Below are 22,272 nucleotides of genomic sequence, written 5' to 3'. Positions count from 1 at the left end.
CGATTCGATTGGGTGACGAGCCTGTCAGGCGTTCGGGGCCGCCACCCGCTTGCGCAGCCCAGTGATGACCGCCTTCAGGATCTCCGATCCGGCTTCCTCGCTATCGATGCCGTACCCGATGGAGCGCATGGATACGATCCGCTCGTGGACGAACGACAGCTTGGCGATCACCGCCGGGGTCAGCTTGAATGGGTAGAGGGCCGGCTGTCCCATGCTGCGACTGAGGGAATTCACCGCGTAGGTCAGGGGCAGCCACGCCTCGACGAGCCGGGTGAAGTCCGGCGTCTGATACGGGTCATAGTCGATGATCACCGGGTTCGCCGGTCCGTTGCGCAGGCGCGGACGCACATGGAGTTCGAACGCGCCGGCCGTCTCCACCGTGTCGACGATGTGGAGGTACTGCGCCCAGGTCTCGGCGAAATCCTCCCAAGGGTGGCTCGTCGCATAAGCGCTAACGTAGGATTCCTCCCAGTCCCCCGGTGGTCCATCGCGATAGTGGCGCTGGAGCGCGAAGCCGTAATCGTCGCGCTCGTCCCCGAACAGGGACCGGAACGTCCATAGGCTCTGATCGAACCGCACCAGCACGTTCCAGAAGTAGTGCCCGATCTCGTGACGGAAGTGCCCCAGGAGGGTGCGATAATATTCGCCGAAGAGCGTGCGCCGCCGCTCGCGCTCGACGTCGTCGGCTTCCGCGATATTGAGCGTGATGACGCCGCTGTGGTGCCCCGTGAGAACGGGGGGCCCGACGCGGTAGCTCTCCGACGGATCGACGAGGAAATCGAACGCGAGCCCCGTGGCGGGGTTCTCCGAGCGCGACATCAGGGGAAGGTTGAGGCGCAGCAGCGAGTAGAACAACCGGTGCTTGGCAGCCTCAATCTGGCGCCACCGGATGAGATTCCAATTGATGCCGAGGTCGGGCACCACGCGGTTGTGGCGGCAGGCGGTACAGTAACGCTCGGGGGAATCGTCCGGCACGAGCCAATTGCAGGCCTCGTGAGCGGCATTGGCGCAGAACCGAAACTTGCGCGACGGATCGGCGTAGGCGTGCCACAGGTCGCCCACGGGTTCCAGGGCGGACATCTCGTGCAGGTCGCCGACATAGCCGAGACGACGCTCGCAGCTCTCGCAACCGGTGCTCTCAAAACTGACGGGCTGGTCGCACGCCTGGCACTGGAAGATCTTCATGGCACCGACTCGATTCCCGTACCAACCTCGCGCGCCGCAGACTCGTCGCGGATCGTCGACCCCGACACAGTGAGCAAAGCTGCGGAATCGGACTCTGTTCCCACTGCGGCTCCGGGGCTCGGACCATGCACGAAACTTGCTTACAGACTCGCTTCGATGCGACCTCGCCATCCAAGGCGCCCTGCAATGCCACTTGGAACCGAAGGCGCTCGACCGCAAAACCATCGCACGCGGGGTGCCGTTGGCGTATGGCTTGAAGAACGCCTCTCCCGGGAGCACCGCAGGGCGGTGGCCCGGACCCTCGCGGCCTGATCGGGCGCCCGCGCCTGTCCGGCCCCACGCCCTGGCCCTGTGGGAGTCCTCGTGTCGATCAAAGCCGCCCTGCATCACGTCACGCACTACACCTACGACCGGCCGATCGCGCTCGGCCCCCAGGTGATCCGACTGCGTCCCGCGCCGCATACCCGCACGGCCGTACCGGCCTACTCCCTCAAAGTTCTGCCCGAGAACCACTTCATCAACTGGCAGCAGGATCCGAATGGGAACTGGCTCGCCCGCCTGGTTTTTCCGGAGAAGACCCGCGAGTTGAAGATCGAGGTCGATCTCACGGCCGACATGTCGGTGATCAATCCGTTCGACTTCTTCGTCGAGGATTATGCCCAGACCCGCGGCTTCACCTATGCCGACGATCTCACGGCGGAACTCAAGCCCTATCTCGTCCTCGACGACGCCATGGCGCCGGAGGTCGATTCGTTTCTCGGCCGTCTGCCCGAGGAGTCGAACACCGTTCTGTTCCTCGTGGCGCTCAACGCCCAGGTGGCGGGCGAGATCACGTACGGCGTCCGCCTGGAACCGGGGGTGCAGACCGCCGCCGAGACGCTGACCCTGAAGAGCGGATCGTGCCGCGATTCCGCGTGGCTGATGGTGCAGATCCTGCGCCGTCTCGGGCTCGCCGCCCGTTTCGTCTCGGGCTACCTCATCCAGCTCGTTCCGGACACCACGGCCGTCGACGGTCCGGCGGGCACGTCCAAGGACTTCACCGATCTGCACGCCTGGGCCGAGGTCTATCTTCCCGGGGCCGGCTGGATCGGCCTCGACGCCACCTCGGGCCTCCTCTGCGGCGAAGGCCATATCCCGCTCGCCGCCACCCCGCATTACAACTCCGCCGCGCCGATCTCGGGCCTCGCCGAGCCGGCCGAGGTCGAATTCGGCTTCGAAATGACGGTGACGCGCGTGGCGGAGGCGCCGCGCATCACCAAGCCATTCTCCGACGACGTCTGGGCCGCCATGGACGCGCTGGGCGACCGCATCGACGAGGATCTCGTTGCACAGGATGTGCGCCTGACCATGGGAGGCGAGCCGACCTTCGTCTCCATCGACGATTTCGAATCGGCAGAGTGGAATGCCGCCGCCGTGGGGCCGACGAAACGGGGGCTCGCCGACAAGCTCATCCGCCGCCTGCGCGACCGCTTCGCGCCCGGCGGCATGCTGCATTACGGCCAGGGCAAGTGGTATCCCGGCGAGAGCCTGCCGCGCTGGGCCTTCGCCCTGTACTGGCGCCGAGACGGCATCCCCGTCTGGAAGGACGCCGACCTCATCGCCGCCGAGGACGGACCGCGCACCGCGAACGCGACGGACGCCAAGGCCCTCATCGACGGAGTCGCCAAGCGCCTCGGCCTTACGGCCTACGTGTTTCCCGCCTTCGAGGATCCGACCTACTGGACGGAGAAGCGTGACGAACTGCCCGTCAACGTCACGACATCGGAACCGCGGTTTCCGAACCCCGAAACCAATGCCCGCATGGCCCGGGTGTTCGATCGCGGTCTCGGCGTCGCCGCCGGCTACGCGCTTCCGCTCGCGAGTCTGCCCACGGGTAAGGACGGCGCGGCCGACCGCGTGTGGATCTCGGAAACTTGGGAGTTCCGGCGCCGTCACGCGTTCCTCACCCCCGGCGATTCCCCCATCGGCTTCCGGCTGCCCCTCTCGTCGCTGCCCTACGTACCGCCCGCGCATTATCCCTACTATCAACCCCAGGATCCCCTCGAGACCCGGGGCGCCCTGCCCGACGGCAATGCGGGCGCCGGGACGGTCAACGGATCCGGCATCACGGGCGTCGCCGTCCGCACGGCCTTCGCCGTCGAGCCGCGCGACGGCGTGCTCCACGTCTTCATGCCGCCGCTGGAGCGGGTGGACGAGTACCTCGAACTGCTCGGCTTCATCGAGGAGGCGGCGTCCGAGCTGAAACAGACCTTACAGATCGAGGGCTACGAGCCGCCGTTCGATCCGCGCATGAATGTCATCAAGGTCACGCCCGATCCCGGCGTGATCGAGGTCAACGTGCATCCCGCTCCCAGCTGGCGGGATGCCGTGCGGATCACCACGGACCTCTACGAGGACGCCCGTCAGATCAGGCTCGGCGCCCAGAAGTTCTTGACCGACGGGCGCCACACGGGTACCGGCGGCGGCAACCACGTGGTCATGGGCGGGGCGACGCCCGACGACTCGCCGTTCCTGCGCCGCCCCGATCTCCTGAAGAGCCTCGTGCTCTACTGGCAGCGCCATCCGGCCCTGTCGTACCTGTTTTCCGGCCTCTACATCGGCCCGACGAGCCAGGCTCCGCGCATGGACGAGGCGCGCCACGATGGTCTCTACGAGCTCGAGATCGCCATGGCGCAGGTCCCGAAACCCGACGAGCCGAACATTCCGCGCTGGCTGGTGGACCGTATCTTCCGCAACATCCTCGTGGACGTCACAGGCAACACCCATCGGTCAGAGATCTGCATCGACAAGCTGTACTCTCCCGACGGCCCTACGGGGCGTCTCGGCCTCCTCGAATTTCGCTCCTTCGAGATGCCACCGGATCCGCGCATGAGCCTCGCCCAGCAGCTCCTGCTGCGTGCCATCGTCGCTTGGCTCTGGCGCGAGCCACAGACGGGCGGCTGTGTCCGCTGGGGCACGGGCCTGCACGATCGCTTCATGCTGCCCCACTTCCTGTGGGCCGACTTCCTCGGCGTGCTGGAGGACCTGGCCGCGGCGGGCTACGCGTTCGACCCGGCCGCCTTCGTCGCGCAGCGGGAGTTCCGTTTTCCCGTTTTTGGAATGGTGGAGCACGGTGGCGTGAAACTGGAATTGCGTCAGGCCCTGGAGCCGTGGCACGTGCTCGGCGAGGAAGGGGCCATCGGGGGGACCGTGCGATACGTCGATAGTTCCGTCGAGCGGCTCCAGGTGAAGGTCGAGGGCTTCGTCCCCGGCCGGCACGTCATCGCCTGCAACGGTCGCCGCCTTCCCATGACCGGTACGGGCACGGCCGGTGAAGCGGTGGCGGGCCTGCGCTTCAAGGCCTGGCAGCCGGCCTCTTCGCTACACCCGACGATTCCCGCGCACTCACCCCTTACCATCGACATCCTCGATGCCTGGAGCGGCCGATCCCTTGGCGGGTGCCGCTATCACGTCAGCCATCCGGGCGGGCGGAACTACGAGACATTCCCGGTCAACACCTACGAGGCGGAGGGACGCCGCCTCGCGCGGTTCCAGGCGCACGGCCATACCCCCGGCAAGGTCGAGATGCCCGTCGAGGAGACGAATCGCGAGTTCCCCATGACCCTGGATCTGCGAAGCCCGGCCCCGCGATGACCGATACGGCCGAAGCGGAGGGCTCCGGGCGGGCGGAACGGCTGGCACGGTGGACCCGGAGCTATCGGCCGGATCCGGGCGTGCCCGATGCGTTCGTGGACGAGGCGGGCCTACCGCGGGCCGCCTGGACCCGGGTTCTCGACCGCCTCGGCGACCTTACCGAAGTGGATATCGCCGCCCGCTTCGTCTCGGCCGTACGCCACATCCGGGACACCGGGATCTCGTACCGTATCTACGGCGACAAGCGCGACCACGCCTGGCCGCTCGGCTCCCTTCCCTTCGTGGTGGAGGCGGCCGACTGGCAAGCCCTGAGTGCCGGGATCGTCGAGCGAGCGGAGCTGATGGAGGCGATCCTCGCCGACATCTATGGCTCCAACCGCCTCGTGGCCGACGGCCTCCTGCCGGCGGCGGTCGTCGCGGGCAGCCCCGAATTCATGCGCCCCCTGGCCGGTGTGGTTCCCCCCGGTGGCCGCTTTCTCAAGCTCTACGCGGCCGACGTGACGCGAGGTCCGGACGGGCGGTGGCAGGTGCTGGCCGACCGGACTCAGTCCCCCTCGGGACCCGGCTACGCCCTGGAGAACCGGATGGTGCTGACCCGCGCCTTTCCGGACCTCTACACCGATCTCCACGTCGAGCGCCTCGCCCCCTTCTTCCAGGCCATGCGCCAGGGGCTTGCGGAGGGCGCCCAGCGCAGCGACCCGCGCATCTGTCTCCTGACCTCGGGCCCATTCAGCTCGACCTATGTCGAGCAGGCGGTGCTGGCGCGCTATCTCGGCCTGCTCCTTGTCGAGGGCGACGACCTCGTGATGCAGGGGGGCGCCCTGCACGTCCGAACGGTCTCCGGCCTGAAGCGGGCCGATGCCCTCTGGCGCCGAATCGATTCCGACTACGTCGATCCTCTGGAACTGAACCCCTCGTCGCGTCTCGGCGTGCCCGGCCTGATCGAGGCTCTGCGCAATGGCAGCCTCGTTGTGGGCAACATGCCGGGCTCCGGCATTCTCGAATCGGGTGCCCTCGCCGCTTACCTGCCCGGTATCGCCCGCCGGCTCATCGGACGCGACCTGTGTCTATCGGGACCGCGTACCTGGTGGTGCGGCGATCCCGACAATCTCGTCCACGTGCGCGACAACCTCGACGCCCTTGTCCTGCGGCCCGTGGCGACGCCGCCGAAGGGGATGGCGCGCGACGCGATCATGGGGCCCCTCACGTTCGGGGCCGATCGCGAACGCCTCGTCGCAGCCCTGCGGGACCGGCCGTTCGATTACGTCGCCCAGGAGCGTCTGCCGCTCGCCACGACGCCCGGCTGGGATCGGACGGGCGGTACATTGCGCCTCGTGCCGCGTCCGTTCGCCCTGCGGGTGTTCGCCGCCATGACGCCGGACGGCTGGCGGGTGATGCCCGGGGGCTTCTGCCGGATCTCGGAGCGTCCCGACCTCGATCCCGGCGAGATGCGCGCCGGCATCAAGGCCGCCGATGTCTGGATCATGTCCGACGGTCCCGTGGATGAGGTCCCGCTCATCCAGCCCACCGCCCAGAGGGTGCGCCGCATCGCCGGGCACCTGCCGTCGCGGGCTGCCGACAACCTGTTCTGGTTCGGGCGCTACGTCGAGCGGGCCGAAGCGGTGATCCGCTTGGTCGGAGCCCATCTCGGCGGCGCCGGTGCCGCGGTGAACGCCTATCTCGTGAGCGATGCGCGGTCGCCGACCTCCCTGCGGATCCGGTCGCTCCTCGACGATTGGGGGGCCATCTCCGGCCCCGATCTTCCCACCGCGATCCTGGCGCGAGAAGCCCTGAGCGGACACGCGACCTACGGGTCGGCTTTGCGCCACAGCCTTTCGGCCCGCGCCAACGCGGCAATCCTGCGCGAACGCCTGTCGGGCGAGGCCTGGCGTGTTCTGGCCGATCTGACGGACCTCCTCGATATCGGCGAGGGGCGGGCCTATTCGGAGGCCGAGCTCGTCGGCCTCGCCGAGCGGGGGCTCGGCCTCATCGCGGCCCTCGCCGGCTTGGCGCAGGAGAACATGATCCGCACGCCCGGCTGGCACTTCGTCGATCTCGGCCGGCGCATCGAGCGCGTCATCAACACCTGCGCCTTCGCGACCCAGTTCGCGGGCGACGCCGCGACCGCCGAGGACCTGGGCATCATGCTCTCGCTCTGCGATTCGCATATCGCGTTCGGAGCGCGCTACATGCAGGGCGCCGCCCTCGACCCCGTCCGTGACATGGTGCTCCTCGATCCCTTCAATCCGCGCTCCGTCGCGTTCCAGATCGAAGCCATCGAGCAGCACTTGACGCGCCTGCCGACCCTGCGGGTCGATGGCCTGCCCGAGCCTCACCAACGGCTGGCCGCGAAACTCGCCTCGGAGTTCTCCACCGGCGAGGCGTCGGAGTTCGACGGTGCCTCCCTCGCGCGATTGAGCCGCGAGTTCGAGCGCCTGGCCGACGCCATCGCGACCCGCTACTTTCCAAACGCTCCGAACGCCCTGCGGCCGGAAAAGCTCGTGGGCCTCGGGTGATCTACACACTGCGCCACCTGACCACGTACCGGTATGCCCGGCCCGTTCGCTTCGCGCGCTGCGGTCTCCGCCTCCGGCCGACGGACGGCGAGGGCCAGACGGTTCTGGAAAGCTCCCTTACGGTCTCACCCGAACCCCGCCAGCGCGCGGTGCGCCGCGATTTCTTTGGCCTCGACGTGACGTCGGTCACCATCGATACGCCGCATACGGAGTTTCGCGTCGAGGCGCTGTCCCGGGTACGGGTCGAGCGGCCGCCGCCTCCCGCGCGGGAGGCCGGCCCTTCGTGGGAGCGGGTGCGCGACGATACCCTGACGCAGCGCTCGCTCGGACCCGAAGCGCCGGTGCATTACCTGTTCCCGAGCCAGCGCGTATCCCTGGTCGAGGACGTGACGGACTACGCACGGCTCAGCTTTCCGCCAGGACGCAGCGCCCATAGCGGCGCCTACGACCTGATGCAGCGCATCCGTGCGGATTTTCGCTTCGACGCCAAGGCCACCTCCGTCCGCACGCCCCTCGAGGAGGCCTTCGCCCTCAGGGCTGGCGTCTGCCAGGACTTCGCCCACATCATGATCGCGGGCCTGCGGGGCCTCGGCATACCGGCCGCCTACGTCAGCGGTTACCTGCGCACGATCCCGCCGGTTGGGCGTCCGCGCCTGCGCGGCGCCGATGCGAGTCACGCCTGGGTCTCGGTCTGGTGCGGCGAGGGATGGATCAGCCTCGATCCGACCAACGGCATCGCCATGTGCGACGATCACATCGTGGTGGCCCGGGGGCGGGACTACACGGACGTCTCGCCCATCGACGGGATCGTCTCTTCGTCGGGTTCGCAGAAGCTCAAGGTCGAGGTCGACGTGATACCGGACGGCGAGGCGATGCCCGAACCGCTTCCGATAGCGGACGCGGAAACAGTCTGACGACCGTCGACCGACGGGACGTCTGCATGGACACACGCGCCCCGCATGGCTTAAGCGCGGCAGCGTCCGTCGAGGGACGGCCGGTGGAGTGTGAGCCTTGAACGAAAGACACGACATCGAGCCGCTAGACGCGGCGCGCGAGGCGATCCGCGCGTTCATCCTCGGACGCAATCCGGGCCTCTCACCGGAATCCGTCACCGCCGAGACGTCTCTCGTCACGAGCGATGCCCTCGATTCCATCGGCGTGCTCGATCTCATGATGGAGCTCGGCGAGCGCTTCGGCTTCGAGATCGAGGAAGATGCTTTCGCCCTCGCCCATTTCGAGAGCATCAACGCCCTCGCGGGCTATGTCGCTTCGAAGCGATCCCAAGCCTGACACCATGCCCGGCCCGACGCACGTTCGACACCTCCTCGAAGGGCCGGCCGGCGACCGTCTCGCCCTCGTGGCAGGCGAAGAGCGCCTGACCTACGCGGCGTTCCGCAGCCGCGTCGCGGCGCTGGCGGGCCACCTCGTCGATGCCGGCATCGCGCCGGGTGACCGGGTCGCGGTGCTGCTTCCGAAGTCCATCGCAGAATGCGTGGCTCTCTTCGCCATCGCGCAGGCCGGTGCGGCCTTCGTTCCGATCCATCCGAGCCTGCGCCCGGCCCAGGTTCGACACATCGTCGAGGATTGCAGCGCGCGCGCCCTCGTGACCGAGCCGGCCCTGCGGGCGACGCTTGGCGAGACGCTTGCGGTGACCTGCGAGACGGCGAGCTGCGAACCGGCGACCGGGGGTGTCCTGCTCACGCTGCCGGCACGGGACGGTCCGGCTCCGCCCGTGGATCTCGCGGCGATCCTCTACACCTCGGGGTCGACGGGCTTGCCCAAGGGCGTGATGCTCTCGCACGCCAATCTGATCGCCGGCACCCGCATCGTACGGACCTACCTCGAGATCACGCCGGACGAACGCATCCTCTCGGTTCTGCCACTGGCCTTCGATTATGGACTGAACCAGCTCCTCACCGCCGTCGAACAGGGTGCCTGCCTCGTGCTCCTCGATGTCCGGTTCGGCGACGAGGTGGTGCGCGCCATCGAAACCCATCGAATCACCGGGCTCGCCGGGGTCCCGACCCTATGGACCCTCCTGACCCGTGCGGCGCCGCGGCTGGCGAAGGCCGACCTCGCGAGCCTGCGCTACATCACCAATTCCGGCGGCGCCGTGCCCCTCGAGACGGTCGCGCGCCTGCGCCGCGCCCTCCCCCAGACGCGCATCGTCCTCATGTATGGTCTGACGGAAGCCTTTCGGTCCACCTGGCTTCCGCCCGAGGAACTCGAGGCCCGGCCCGGCTCCATGGGTCGCGCCATCCCGGAGACCGAAATTTTCGCCGTCACCGCCGACGGGCGCCGCACCCTGCCGGGCGAACCCGGGATCCTCATGCATCGCGGTCCCACCGTTTCGCTCGGCTACTGGAATCGGCCGGCGGACACCGCCAAGGTCCTCGTTCCGGATCCTTTCGACCCCCTTGGGCCGCCCCTGTGTCGCTCCGGCGACATCGTCGTCGAGGATGCGGACGGCTACTTCTCGTTCGTCGGGCGGGACGACGCGATGATCAAGACATCAGGCTTTCGCGTCAGTCCGGGTGAGGTCGAAGCCGCCCTCATGGCGACGGGCGCCTTCGACGCCGTCGCCGTCATCGGCCTGCCCGATCCGAACATCGGCCAGCGCCTCCACGCGATCGGCGTGCCCGTCGAGGGTGGTCCTCCCCCCGAAACCGCCCTGCGAACGCTCCGCGAGACCGTGGCACCCCATATGGTGCCGCGCACCATCGAATCTGTCGCGGCCCTGGCCGTCACTCCCAACGGCAAGATCGACTACAAACGCCTCGCCGTGGACCGTCAGGACATCTGATCGAAATGGCTGACGCCGAGAGCCTCGCCCAGCGCCTGATCGCCGCTGATTTCTCCCGACGCGGGGGCGTTCTGCAAGTCGGGGGACTGGACCTTGCTACCCTTGCAGAGACCTACGGCACGCCGTTCTTCGTCTACGATGCGGCGCTCATGCGCCGGGCCTACCGCGCCCTGTCGGAGGCCGTCGCGGGTTTTGCCGAGGTCGATTATTCCGTCAAGGCGAACCCGCGCCCCGATATCATCCGCATCTTCGCCGACGAGGGGGCGGGCGCGGAGATCGCCTCGGGCGCCGAGTACGCAGCCGCGCTCGCCGCCGGCGTCGCTCCTGAACGGATCCTCTTCGCCGGGCCGGGTAAGAGCGACGCCGATATCGAACGGGTCGTCTCCGGGGGCATCGGTGAGATCCACCTCGAGAATGTCGAGGAGATGGCGCGCGTCACGGCAGCGGCCGCGCGTCACGGCCGTCGCATCTCCGTGGCGATCCGCGTGAACCCCGGGCCGGATGCCCAGGGCGGTGCCATGCGCATGGGCGGCAAGCCCTCGCCCTTCGGATTCGACGAGGAGGAGCTGGACGCCGTTGTCGACCGCATTGAGGCGGAAAGCCATCTGTGCCTCGTGGGCTTGCACCTGTTCGCCGGGACGCAGGGCCTGTCGGCCTCGACCCTCCTCGCCCAGTGGGCTTACGGCCTTCGGCTGGCGGCACGGGTCGCCGCCCGGATCGATCGCCCCCTCGATACGGTCGATCTCGGCGGCGGCCTCGGCATTCCCTACTTCGCCGGCGACACGGCCCTCGATCTCGACGCGATCCGCGCCGGCATTCCGTCCCTGAAGACGATGATCGCGGTCGAACCGGGGCTCGCCACCGCACGCATCGTCCTAGAGCCGGGGCGCTACCTTACCGGGCCGGCGGGACTCTACGTGGCACGGGTCCGGGCCGTGAAGCACTCACGCGGCCAACACTTTGCCATCACCGACGGCGGGATGCACCATCACCTCGCCGCTTCGGGCAACCTTGGGCAGATCGTCAAGCGGGACTATCCCGTCGCCGCTGTGTTGGACGAGGGAGACGCCGTGCACAGGCCATGGTCGGTGGTCGGCCCCTTGTGCACGCCCCTTGATATTCTAGCACGGGCTGCGCTGCTGCCGGACCTCGCTGCCGGCGATCTCATCGCCGTGCTGCAATCGGGCGCCTACGCCCTCACCGCGAGCCCGACGGGCTTTCTCAGCCATCCACTGCCGGCAGAAATCCTTGTCGACGAGGGGCGAGCGACCCTGATCGAGCGATAGTGCTGGGATTGGAGGACCGGGCGCCGGGCCACTACGGCTTGCCTTCGCAGAACAGCCGGAACGCTTCGAGGGTTTCGGCGCTGACGTGATGCTCGATCCCCTCGGCATCGCGCCGAGCCGTCTCGGCGCTCACACCGAGGGCGCAGAGAAACTTCTCGACGATGCGATGGCGTTCGCGGCTCTGGACGGCGAGAGTCTGACCGGCCGCCGTCAGGAAGACGCCGCGATACGGCCGTTGCTGGACGAGGCCGTCCTCCACCAGACGCTTGAGCATCTTGGCGACGGTGGGTTGGGCGACACCAAGGCGGGCGGCGATATCGACCTGGCGCGCCTCGCCGCCATCACCGATCAGGTCGGCGATGAGTTCGACGTAGTCCTCGACGAGTTCCAGGCGGCGCGCCTCGCGCGCCTGGCGAAAGCTCTCGACGTGCACGTCCGGATCGACGAGCGCGGGGGCGGGATCGGATCGCGGCACATCCTGCATTTGACTGGCGGGTCCCCTCTCCCTCGAGCGCTCCGTGAGGGCGCCTGATCCCGGCTGTGTAACGAAGGCCGCGGCCGATGGGGACCCCCTGTACGCGCCAGCCGAACACGTCGGCGTGGGTGAGCGACCGATACCACGCAGCCCTTTCCCCGTTGACGCCTCGGCAACGTCGCCGTGCTAGGCCTTTCGGTCAGTCCGGCCGACGGGCGAGAGCGGAAGGCGCACGTGACAACGACGCGACCCCCTGAAATCGGCCCCGCGTCGGCGGAACGACGATGATCGCTCGTCACACCCTAACCTATGTCGGTTCGCGTGGCGTCGGCGCGGCCCTCAACATGGCGTCCCTGGCGGTCTTCACCCGGCTCGCCCCAGCGGAAGCCTATGGCGGCTACCTTCTGATCCTCTCCTGGGCGCTCGTCCTCTACGGCGCCACCTGTCAGTGGCCGAAATTCTCGTTCTTCGCTCTCTATGACGAGGCGCGGGCGGCGAGCCAGGTCGGCACCGTGATGCGGCTCCTGGGGGCGATGATTGGACTCGCCGGTCTATTGGCCGCCTTCGGGGCGTGGCTCGGGATCGTCGAGGCGGGGGCCGCCGCCGCCATCGTCGTCGCCGTCCTCGGCATGATGGTGTTCGAGGGCGCCTGCGAGATCGCGCGGACCCGCCTCGAGGTCGGCGCCGTCGCCGCCGCCATCGTCCTGCGCGCCGTGCTCGTTCTTGGGCTCGGAAGCGGAGTCCTCCTCTGGACCGGCCACGCCGTCGATCTCCTCATGGCAACGGCCATCGCCAACCTTCTGGCCGCCCTGCCCCCGCTCCGTGCCATCGGGCCCCTCCTGCGCGGGCGCGGAAGCTGGAGCGAGGCACGGCGTCTCCTCGACTATGGCTGGCCCCTCGTCCTCTCGTTCGCCGCCGCCGCCCTCGCGCAGACCATCGATCGACTCATCATCGGCCAAAGTGTCGGGGTCTCCGAACTCGGCGCCTACGGTGCGTTCTCAGACTTTCTGCGCCAGAGCTTCGTCGTGTTCGGCGACAGCATCGCCCTCGCCCTCGTTTCCATCGCCAAACGGGAGGCCCGGGAGGGTGGCATGGACGCCGCCCGGCCGGTGCTGGAAGACGCGGCCCGCCTGATGGCCGTCATTGCCGCCTTCGGGGGCGTGTTCTTCCTCGCCTTCGACGATCTTGTCGTGGTCGTTCTGCTCGGGCCGGATTATCGCACCGCCGCCCTCGGCGTGGCCCCCCTGCTCATCGCCGCGAGCGTGTTCCTCATGCTGCGGTCGTACTACTTCGGACAGGTGATCTATTTTTCGGCGTCGAGCCGCCTCGACGCCATCGCGTCCGTCACCCTTCTGGTCACCATCACCGGCCTCTCGGCCGTCCTGATCCCGCCCTACGGCATCGCGGGTGCGGCCACCGCCGTCGTCCTGGGGCAGGCGCTCGCCTGCCTCGTCTTCATCGCCGGTGACCGGACGGGCATCCGCATGCCCGTACCCTGGCGCGATGTCGCCGTGATCGGAGCGACGGCCCTCGCCTGCCGGCTCGCCATCGCGTCGATCGAGGCGGCGAGCGCCGGGCGAACGACCGCGACCGTGATTCTTGAACTCGTGATCCTTCTCACCGGCGTCGCGGCCATGGCGTGGCGTTACGATATCCTTGGCGTCGCCGGTCTGGTCCGGCGCTGGCGAGCCGCCTGATGGACTGGGCCGACACCGCCACGACGGTGCGACTGTCTGACGGCAACATCGCCGCCCTCCGGCCCCTCGATCCGGCCGCCCCCTGGCTTGCCGCCTGGCGTGCCCTCAGCCTGAACCCCTTCGTCGAGAACCTGTTCTACGACCCCGATTTTGCCCTCGCCGCCAGAGATGCGTTCGGGGACGGGGTCGAGGTGATCCTGGTCGGCGATCGTCCACCGGAGCAACCGGGACTGCAACTCCGCGCCGTGTGGCCGTACCGGCGCCAGCGCTTGCGGTGGGGCATTCCCCTGCGCCTCGCCATGGGGTGGATGCACGGCTACGGCGTGTTCGGCGTTCCACTCCTCGATCCGGTTGCGCCGGCCGGTGCCCTCGACGCGCTGCTGCAGGCTATGGGGCGCCTCGGCGGACCCCGTGCAATGCTGACTTATGTTCCGACGAGCGGTCCCTTCGCAGATCTGCTCGAACGGTCCTGTCGAAGTCAGGGACTCGCCCGGGCACGGTTCTGGCCACACAGCCGCGCCGTGTTCGACCCGTCGGCTCAGGGGAACAATGACCGTGCGCAATACCTCGATCGTCTATCGCCGAGACGGAAAAGGCGCCTGCGCCACTCGGCCGAGCGCCTCGCCCCCCTGAAGTTCGAGAGCGTCCGCGACGTTATTTCTTTGAGGGCTGCCCTCGACGACTACATCGCCCTCGAAGGGGCCGGATGGAAGGGCCGGGCCGGGACGGCCCTCGGCGACGCCCCCGGCGAGGTCGCGTTGCTGCATGCCTCCGTGGCCGCCTTCGGCGCACGGGGGCGGGTGCGGATCGACCGCTTGCGTCGAGACGGGACGACCCTTGCCAGCGCAATCACTTACATCACCGGAACGCGGGCGTGGTGTCTCAAGATCTCGTTCGCGGAGGCAGTGGCGCGCGACTCCCCCGGCGCCCTACTGCTCCAGCAAATGACACGGGGTTTGATCGCCGATGGCACCCTCGCCGGAGCCGATTCCTGCGCGCCGCCGGATTTTCAGCTCGCCGAGACGTTCTGGGCCGAGCGAATGCCCCTGGCACACATCCTCATCGAAACACCGGGTGGCGACCCCCTGTTCGGCTTCGCGCGGCGGCTCGAAGGCCTTCGCGCCCGCCTGAGCCGGTGGCTGGCCCGCCGGGCACGAACGCGCGCGGCGCTCAAGACCGGAGCGGCGTCCGCTACCAGCCGAAGCGACTGATCCGTGCCTGCGCCGCCGTGACGACGTCGGGGTCGCGCCCGAGGGCGGCGATCCGCTGGGAGAGGTCGTGACAGGTCGCGCAGAAGGGAAGACGCACGAGGACGATGCCCGCCTGCGACCGGGCGACGGAACCGATGAGACAGGCGATCGGAACATCGGAGGCAGGGACATCGAGACAGTCGCCGCGCGGACTGCCGAAGAGCGGCCGGTTCGGCCAATCGAGGACGACGACGGTCCCACCGCGGCGGTCGGGCGCCGGCGGCAGGCTGTAGCAGCGCACGAAGAGCGCCGCGAAAGCCAGGACCAGGACCGGGGCGAGGAAGAGGCGCCATCCCATGGGATCGACTCAGGCCGGCTCGTCGAAGCGGCTGCGGAAGAATACCTCCGTGCCGGCCCCGTCGATGACCCGCACTGCCTCGGCCGGTCCCCCGCCACGCTGCGGTGCTCGCGCGCGGGCGAACAGGCCGAGGGCGCGTTCCGTCGCCCCTTCGAGACTGCCGACGCGGACGGAGACCCGCTGGCGAACGGCGTCTTCGCCGTCCATCCCCGATTCGGGCCCGAGGATTTCGATGTGGAAGGTTTCGCGGGAGGACAAAGGCGCGAAGGCTCCGCTTTCCGTAAGGCACGAGCGATGACATAGGGCATCGCGGGCGGTTTGACCCGCGAGAATCCGACCTCTGCGCATGCGCCGGGTCGGTGGCGGAGGCAGGCCGCGGCGGGATATGATGACGTCTCCCTTCCCTCACGCCGTATGGAATCCAAGCATCATGGCGACGACGCCCTTCGTGACCGTGGATTGGCTCAAGGACCGGATCGGCGATCCCGATCTCATCGTTCTCGATGGCTCCTGGTACCTGCCGGCGCAGGGGCGGGACGCGGCGGGTGAGTACCGGGCCGGGCATATTCCCGGCGCCGTCCGATTCGACATCGACGCCGTGAGCGACGAGACCTCGGGTCTCCCGCACATGCTGCCGCGCCCGGAGGTGTTCGCCGCGCGGGTCGGCGCCCTCGGCATCGGCGAGGATTCACGGATCGTCGTCTACGACGGCATGGGCCTGTTCGCGGCCCCCCGGGTGCGGTGGATGCTGCAGGTTTATGGGGCGCGCGACGTGGCGATTCTGGAGGGCGGGTATCCGGCCTGGGTCGCGGGCGGCGGCGCCGTCGAGACCGGCGAGGGACGGCCGCGCGAGGCCCGAGCGTTCAATGCCCGCCTCGCCGCCGGAGCGGTCGCGGGGGCGCAAGACGTTGCCGACGCTCTCGAATCCGGTTCCGCCCAGGTGGTCGACGCCCGCTCCGGCCCGCGCTTTCGCGGCGAGGAAGCCGAGCCGCGCCCCGGGGTGCAACCGGGACACATGCCGGGCGCCCGCAACGTCCATTATGCAGCGCTTCAGAGCGAGGGGCGGCTGAAGGATGCGGAGGCCCTCGAGGCGGTGTTCGCGACGAACGGCGTCGACCTGAACCGACCGGTGATCACCACCTGCGGATCGGGGGTCACCGCCGCCATTGTGGCCCTGGCCCTCGAGACCCTCGGCCGGCCGCCGCAGGCGCTCTACGACGGCTCGTGGTCGGAATGGGGCTCGGACCCGAAGCGACCCGTCGCGACCGGCGCATGACCCGGCGGCCCGCGCCGTTGCACAGGCCGTCGTGACGCTCCCCGACCGTCCCGCGCCACCGCTGCGCCAGCGCTCGGACGGACGCGTCCATCTGCGCGTCGCTCGGATCGGGTCCGAGACCCGGGTTCTCGACATCGCCGAATCCGGTCCCCTGCGGGTGCGTCTGCCGCGCGGGCCGGCGGGGCCGTGCGAGGCGGTGCTCCTGAACAGCGCCGGCGGCATCGCCTGCGGCGACAGCTTCAGTGTGTCCGTCGCGGTTGGGCCGGGGGGCAGCGTCGTGCTCACCACGACGGCGGCCGAAAAAATCTATCGTTCGGACGGACCACGGACGACCGTCGGGACTCGCATCGCCGTGGCGCCGGGGGGGCATCTCGCCTTCCTGCCACAGGAGACGATCCTGTTCGACGGGGTGAACCTGCACCGCTCCCTCGACGTCGATCTCGCCGGGGATGCGGGATTCCTTGCCTTCGAGGCGGTGACGTTCGGTCGGGTGGCACGGGCCGAGCGGATCACCGAGGGCCGTTTCCACGACCATTGGCGCATCCGCCGCGACGGACGCCTCGTCTATGCCGATTCGGTGCGCCTCGACGGCGCGGTCTCGGACATCCTCGCGCGTGCCGCCATCGGAGGACGAGCGCGCGCGATGGCGACCCTGATCGATGCGGCGCCGGGCGCCGAGGCGCGCCTGGAGGAGATGCGCTCGCTCCTCAATGCGGCAACGCCGCCCGAGGGCGTGGCGGCGGCGGCGAGCGCCTGGAACGGCCACCTCGTGGTGCGCTTCCTCGGCGAAGATCCGGCGGCCCTGCGGCGGCTCGCCGGAGATGTCCTGGTCGGCTACCGCGGCGTGCCCCTCCCGAGGGTCTGGCAAACGTAGATCGAGGTTCGAAGGGCCGAGCCCTTCGCGAGTCCAGGGCAGAGCCATGGAAAGAACGTCGGGCTCTGCCCGACCCCCACCGAAGGGATGATCCCTTCCAGAACTCGCTTTCCGACTATCCTCAAACGAAAGGGGCCCCGGCATCGCCGGAGCCCCCTCGGGTCTCAGGTTCAGTAGGCGGCCGGATCGGGGCTGTCGCTCGGGTGAGCGAAGGTCTTCACCATGGCCTCGCTCATGGGCAGGTTCAGGTTGATGCCGCGCGGCGGGATCGGCTTCGTGAACCAGGTGTCGTAGAGCGCCTTGCCCTCGGGGCTCTGATAGAGCTTGGCCGTCGCCGCATCGGCCACGGCCTTGAACGGGGCGTCGTCCTTGCGCAGCATGATGCCGTAGGGCTCGGGCTTCGACAGGGCTTCGCTGGAGATGGCGTAGGCGCCCGGATCCTTGGAGCTGGCGGCGAGCGACGCGAGGAGCACGTCGTCCATCACGAAGGCGACGGCGCGGCCGGTCTCGACCATGAGGAACGCCTCGGCATGGTCCTTGGCCGGAAGGATGGTGAGGCCGAGGTTGCGCGCCGTGTTGATCTCGTTGATCTGGCGGATGTTGGTGGTGCCCGAGGTCGAGACCACGGTCTTGCCCTTCAGATCGTCAATCTTGTCGAGCTTGGCGCTCTTCTTCGAAACGAAGCGCGTGGCGGTGAGGAAGTGGGTGTTGGTGAAGGTCGCCTGCTTCTGACGATCGGGGTTGTTGGTCGTCGAACCGCACTCGAGGTCGATGGTGCCGTTGGCAATGAGCGGGATACGGGTGGCCGAAGTGACCGGGTTCAGCTTCACTTCTAGGTTCGGAAGCTTGAGATTGACCTTCACTGCCTCGGCGATCTTCTTGCAGATCTCGAGGGCGTAGCCGACGGGCTTCTGATCGTTGTCGAGGTAGGAGAACGGCACCGACGCATCCCGGTAGCCGATGGTGATCTGGTTGGTTTCCTTGATCTTCTTCAGGGTGCCGGTCAGGTCCTGGGCCTGGGCTCCGCCGAGGGCCGTCGCCGTAACGGCCAGGGCGACGAACGCCGCCGTGAGGGCGGATTTGGGATGACACGAACGCATGGGCAGGCTGACTCCCGGGGGCGATCACCGCAACGGCCGTCGCTGAGGCTGGCGCACAGCTTAACGGCGCGTCTTCACGGTGCAATCGCTGTTTTGGAGCATCGATTGGGATGCACACCTCCCTGTAACGCAATCCGCGTGCCGCGCCAGCACGGCCGGAACGTAAAAAGGCCCGGCTTCGCAGCCGGGCCAGTTCAGGTTTTCGATGACGATTGGAGCGGTCGGATCCGAGGTCCTTCGACGCCGGATCCGATGGTCCGGACGACTTAGAAGTCGCGCTGGACGCGCATGCGGACCTGGTAGGTGTCCGCGGAGGTCACGGTCCGGACGGCGGCGCCGGCGTTGATCTGAGCGGCCGTGGTCAGGCCGTTGTTGTACTGGTCGATGACGCGACCGTTCTGGAGGCCGACCTTGGTGTAGAAGCCCTCGACGCCGATATCGAGGTCCTTCACCGGCGACCAGATCAGGCTGCTGCCGACCACAAACTGGTAGGTGTCGCGAAGCGTCGGGCTGAGGGCGAACGAGCGGGTGCCCGGGGCGCCGACGAAGTTGTTCGACGCCGTGGTGCCGGCGAAGGCGGAGCCGGCATACGCGAGGGCGTTGGCCTCGCGGGCACCGCGGGCGAAGGCCATCTCGCCGTAGCTGCCGAACAGGGCCGAGCGCCACTCGGGCGACCAGTAGTGGAGGAACGACGCCACGGCGGTGAAGCTGGTGGACAGCTCGATCTTGCCGGTCAGCGGGTTGAGGGTGGCATCCGACATGTAGGGGTCGAACGCGGCGGCGCTGATGGTGCTCACGCGGGAGGCGTAGCTGCCGTTGTAGGACGAGAAGCCGGTGTAGAGGGTCGCGCCCTCGCCGTAGGCGCCCTGCAGGTACAGGGTGTCACCGGGGGCGATGAACGGCATGTTGATCTTCACGCCGCCCTGCACGGCCCAGCCGTAATCGCTGGAGGCGCCTGCGCTGCCGCCCGCAAAGTTGCCGGCAAAGCCGTTGTTGACGCCGACGATCGTCGGGCTGCCGATGATGTTGCTGGTGTTCAGCTCCTTCACGGCGGCGGAGAGCTGGGCCGAGCCCCAGGCGGCGTCGTAGCGCAGCACGCCGACGAAATCGGGCATGCGGTTACGCTGGGAGACGTCGACGGTGCCGAAGGTCGGGACGCCGAGGGCGCTGGTCGAGATCAGAACGCGGGAGGGGGCGCCGACCGTCGTCGATTCCTGCGAGTAGATGGTGTTGCGGCGGAAGGACGGGTCTTCGAGCGAGACCGTGGCCGAGAGGCCGCCGTCGCCCAGCTTGGTCGTGTAGGCGAGCAGGTTGGTGGAGGCGAGGTCCGAACCACCCGTCGAGCCCGCGAGTTCGAAGTCGTGCGCGTAGAAGTCGAAGAACGAGGAGGCGCGACCGGCGGTGAGGCCGGCGAACTGGATGAACGCCTTCTCGGTGCTTACGAACTGCTGGACGCGACCGTTCTGATCCTGCCCGGTCGCAGAGAAAGCGTTGCCGATGCGCTCCTGGGTACCGGAGCGGAGGCCGCCGACGGCGCCGGTGCGCGAGGCGAATTCGAGGCGGGTGAAGGCGCGCAGGGTGCCGTAGGCCGTCTGGGTGCGGGCGTCGACGTTGATACGGGCGAGGCCGCGATATCCGGTGGTGTCGCCGGCGTTGCCGAGGCTGCTGCGGGCGTTGCTCGGCTGATAGGCGACCTCAAGGCGGGCGCGACCAGAGAGACGGATGCAGGTATCGGTGCCGGGGATGTAGAAGAAGCCGGCGCCATAAGCGGAGCAAACCCGGACGTACTCGATCGGAACAGCCTTCTTGACCGGAAGGTCGGCTGCCTGTGCTCCGGCAACGGCTGCAAATCCAGCAGCAGAGGCGAGAAGCGAGCTCTTCAAGAGCTTCATTGATATCTCCAAAAGCTTCGAGACCCGAGGAATGGACAACTACGGGTGCGACGATCCTTGAGATCGCGACCCGTGTGATCCTTTTTTTTTGGTAGCCGAGCGTATCCGCTGGATTATTCTGGTGCGCCGCTGGTGTACCAGCGCCCCAACACTCTGTGCGACGCGGTTCCGCCGGGCAACTCGAAAACGTGAACGGTACAGCGGTTCCGCTCTGCTGTTGCGGCCTTGCAACGTTGTGCAGGCGGCTAAATGTATGACGTCGCGTGGCTTTCCCTCTCGTGTTCCGGGCAGGCAGGCTGCCTTCCCGGAGCTGAAAGCGCCGCGAAACCAAGCAGATCGGCAGAAGAATGCCGGAATCCTGCTCCAAAATCGTTCGAACGCGAACGCTTTCTGCTCAGGGTGAACTCAGCGCGAACATCGGGGCCTAATCCGGTGATCCAGGGTCGTCCGGACCGAGCCGATCGCGGTAGAAAGGCCGTCATCCACAGGCCCCCGACCGATCGGGAGAATCCGAGCGGGATGATTCCCGCCCGCCATTCGTGGGAATCGAACACGAATCGTCTCGCAGCCCAATCGGCGAACGGGCCCGCCGACATTCTTCGATGTAGCCTCGCGCATCGGACGCCTCGAGCGGTCGGCCGAGCGCCCGGTCCGCTCCCCTCGGTTGAAGAGCGGGGCAACGACGCATTTCGCGAGAACCCTGTGGACGGATCACCCTTCGGACACGGGCGTGCGTCCGACGAATCCAGTGACCGGGGGCTTCCGAAGCCTCCGTCATCCTGCACCGCAGGAACGATGCCCGCCGAATTTTGAACCGGCGGTGGTCGCGGACGGCACTCGGGATGACAACAGAATTAGGCGCCGAACTCAGGTCGACGTCTCATCCTTCGAGAGCATGTGAGAGAAGGCCGCGACGCAGGCCGGGTCGAAATGCGTGCCGGCATTCGCCAGGATGTGGTTCAGGGCTTCCCCCTCGCTCCACGCCTTCTTGTAGGGCCGCTCCGACGTCAGGGCGTCGAACACGTCGGCTACGGCGACGATGCGGCCGCAAAGCGGGATCGCCTCGCCCGCGAGGCCGGCGGGATAGCCGCTGCCATCCCAACGCTCGTGGTGGGTGGCGGCGATCTCGGCGGCAAGCTGCATCAGGTGTGAGGACGAGCCTTCGAGGATACGCCGGCCGCGATCGGCGTGGCGCTCCATCTCGCGGCGCTCGTCCTGCGTCAGGGGGCCGGGCTTCAGGAGGATCGTATCCGGAACGCTGATCTTGCCGACGTCGTGCATGGTCGAGGCGAGGCTGAGTTGCTCAATTTCGCCCTCCGGCAGTCCGAGGCCCCGGGCGATGAGACCGACGAGGCGCGCCACCCGCGCCACGTGGTTGCCGGTCTCGTGGTCGCGGTGCTCGGCGGCCTTCATCAGCAGGTGGACGATCTCGCGCTCGCGCGCAGCAATGATCTGGGTCGCGGCCTTCACCTCCCGGTCGAGCCACGCCGCGCGCTCCCGCTGATCGAGTCGGGCGCGGTTGAGGGCGAGGAGGTTCGAAATGCGGGCCCGGATCTCGAGGGGGTCGAAGGGCTTGGCCAGGAAGTCCGTCGCCCCGGCCTCCAGGGCCTCGCGGCGCAGGCTGCGTTGGTCGGAACTCGTCACCATCACCACCGGGACATGCTCGAAGCCCGGTATGGCTCGGGCCGCGCGGATGAAAGCGACCCCGTTCATCCCCGGCATGTCGTAATCCGAGATCGCTACCCCGATGGCGTCCGCCTGCGCCTCGACGAACGCGAGAGCGTCGGCCGGGCGCGTGAAGTCGCGCACGGTGCAATCCGGGATCGTGCGGATCGCCTCCGCCATCAACAGGTTGTTGAGGGGGGTGTCATCGAGGACGAGAACGAACATCGGGTTGGCCCTGCGATTGCCCGTTCACGGCATACGGCCCCTTGCGGGGCTTGCGCCGGGCCGCGCGTTCCTCCGTCCAATCTGTACCATCCGGGTC

The 22,272-nt window shown here is 68.2% G+C and carries 17 protein-coding genes; 10 read left to right on the top strand and 7 right to left on the bottom strand.

Going from position 1 to position 22,272, the window contains the following annotated elements; all coding sequences use genetic code 11:
- Positions 1-24: 24 nt before the first annotated feature.
- Positions 25-1,185: a zinc-binding metallopeptidase family protein gene (locus MFF01_RS12680; RefSeq protein WP_238225825.1), complete on the bottom strand. Its 1,161-nt coding sequence runs from the start codon at positions 1,183-1,185 to the stop codon at positions 25-27.
- A 363-nt stretch (positions 1,186-1,548) separates the two neighbouring features.
- Here MFF01_RS12680 and MFF01_RS12675 point away from each other — a divergent pair, with 363 nt between their 5' ends.
- The 6 genes from MFF01_RS12675 (at position 1,549) to MFF01_RS12650 (ending at position 11,423) form a co-directional block, all read left to right on the top strand.
- Positions 1,549-4,818 carry a transglutaminase family protein gene (locus MFF01_RS12675; RefSeq protein WP_238225823.1) on the top strand — a complete coding sequence of 1,090 codons (3,270 nt, stop codon included), beginning with the start codon at positions 1,549-1,551 and terminating at the stop codon, positions 4,816-4,818.
- Positions 4,815-7,334, top strand: a complete 2,520-nt coding sequence (locus MFF01_RS12670; protein ID WP_238225821.1) for a circularly permuted type 2 ATP-grasp protein — start codon at positions 4,815-4,817, stop codon at positions 7,332-7,334. Before MFF01_RS12675 ends, MFF01_RS12670 begins: the two co-directional genes overlap by 4 nt.
- Positions 7,331-8,248, top strand: coding sequence for a transglutaminase family protein (locus MFF01_RS12665; protein WP_238225819.1), 918 nt, complete (start codon positions 7,331-7,333; stop codon positions 8,246-8,248). The genes MFF01_RS12670 and MFF01_RS12665 overlap by 4 nt, the downstream gene beginning before the upstream one ends.
- 97 nt (positions 8,249-8,345) lie before the next feature.
- Positions 8,346-8,624 (top strand): acyl carrier protein, encoded by a 279-nt coding sequence (locus MFF01_RS12660; RefSeq protein WP_238225817.1) that lies wholly within the window; start codon positions 8,346-8,348, stop codon positions 8,622-8,624.
- Positions 8,625-8,628: 4 nt separating this feature from the next.
- A complete protein-coding gene (locus MFF01_RS12655) occupies positions 8,629-10,137 on the top strand; it encodes an AMP-binding protein (protein ID WP_238225815.1) in 1,509 nt (502 codons plus the stop codon).
- 5 nt (positions 10,138-10,142) lie between these two features.
- Positions 10,143-11,423, top strand: coding sequence for a type III PLP-dependent enzyme (locus MFF01_RS12650; RefSeq protein ID WP_238225813.1), 1,281 nt, complete (start codon positions 10,143-10,145; stop codon positions 11,421-11,423).
- 31 nt (positions 11,424-11,454) lie between these two features.
- On the opposite strand, the gene mntR is transcribed toward MFF01_RS12650, so the two are convergent.
- The gene (gene mntR, locus MFF01_RS12645; RefSeq protein ID WP_238225811.1) at positions 11,455-11,907 is read right to left on the bottom strand and encodes a manganese-binding transcriptional regulator MntR; all 453 of its coding nucleotides are present in this window, start codon (positions 11,905-11,907) and stop codon (positions 11,455-11,457) included.
- A gap of 275 nt (positions 11,908-12,182) precedes the next feature.
- On the opposite strand from mntR, the gene MFF01_RS12640 reads away from it, so the two are divergent.
- Both MFF01_RS12640 and MFF01_RS12635 read left to right on the top strand, forming a co-directional pair.
- On the top strand, positions 12,183-13,595 hold the full coding sequence (locus MFF01_RS12640) for a lipopolysaccharide biosynthesis protein (protein ID WP_238225809.1): 1,413 nt from the start codon (positions 12,183-12,185) through the stop codon (positions 13,593-13,595).
- On the top strand, positions 13,595-14,806 hold the full coding sequence (locus tag MFF01_RS12635) for a GNAT family N-acetyltransferase (protein WP_238225807.1): 1,212 nt from the start codon (positions 13,595-13,597) through the stop codon (positions 14,804-14,806). Before MFF01_RS12640 ends, MFF01_RS12635 begins: the two co-directional genes overlap by 1 nt.
- Here MFF01_RS12635 and MFF01_RS12630 read toward each other — a convergent pair.
- Entirely contained in the window at positions 14,787-15,143 is a 357-nt protein-coding gene (locus MFF01_RS12630) for a hypothetical protein (protein ID WP_238225805.1), read from the bottom strand. The genes MFF01_RS12635 and MFF01_RS12630 overlap by 20 nt on opposite strands.
- 9 nt (positions 15,144-15,152) lie before the next feature.
- Positions 15,153-15,350 (bottom strand): hypothetical protein, encoded by a 198-nt coding sequence (locus MFF01_RS12625; protein ID WP_238225803.1) that lies wholly within the window; start codon positions 15,348-15,350, stop codon positions 15,153-15,155.
- A gap of 223 nt (positions 15,351-15,573) precedes the next feature.
- Between MFF01_RS12625 and sseA the strand changes: the two genes are divergently transcribed.
- Together sseA and MFF01_RS12615 are read left to right on the top strand one after the other, a co-directional pair.
- On the top strand, positions 15,574-16,419 hold the full coding sequence (gene sseA / locus MFF01_RS12620) for a 3-mercaptopyruvate sulfurtransferase (protein ID WP_238225801.1): 846 nt from the start codon (positions 15,574-15,576) through the stop codon (positions 16,417-16,419).
- 31 nt (positions 16,420-16,450) lie between these two features.
- Positions 16,451-17,293: an urease accessory protein UreD gene (locus MFF01_RS12615; protein WP_238225800.1), complete on the top strand. Its 843-nt coding sequence runs from the start codon at positions 16,451-16,453 to the stop codon at positions 17,291-17,293.
- 170 nt (positions 17,294-17,463) lie between these two features.
- Here MFF01_RS12615 and MFF01_RS12610 read toward each other — a convergent pair whose 3' ends face one another.
- From MFF01_RS12610 to MFF01_RS12600, 3 genes are all read right to left on the bottom strand, one after another.
- Positions 17,464-18,393, bottom strand: coding sequence for an amino acid ABC transporter substrate-binding protein (locus MFF01_RS12610; protein ID WP_238225797.1), 930 nt, complete (start codon positions 18,391-18,393; stop codon positions 17,464-17,466).
- Between the two features lie 266 nt (positions 18,394-18,659).
- On the bottom strand, positions 18,660-20,285 hold the full coding sequence (locus MFF01_RS12605; RefSeq protein ID WP_238225795.1) for a porin: 1,626 nt from the start codon (positions 20,283-20,285) through the stop codon (positions 18,660-18,662).
- A gap of 867 nt (positions 20,286-21,152) precedes the next feature.
- Positions 21,153-22,175, bottom strand: a complete 1,023-nt coding sequence (locus MFF01_RS12600; RefSeq protein WP_238225794.1) for an HD-GYP domain-containing protein — start codon at positions 22,173-22,175, stop codon at positions 21,153-21,155.
- Positions 22,176-22,272: the final 97 nt, after the last annotated feature.

It is taken from the genome of Methylobacterium adhaesivum (genome assembly GCF_022179065.1).
Classification (GTDB): Bacteria; Pseudomonadota; Alphaproteobacteria; order Rhizobiales; family Beijerinckiaceae; genus Methylobacterium; species Methylobacterium adhaesivum.
This window is presented reverse-complemented; position numbering and strand designations above follow the sequence as displayed.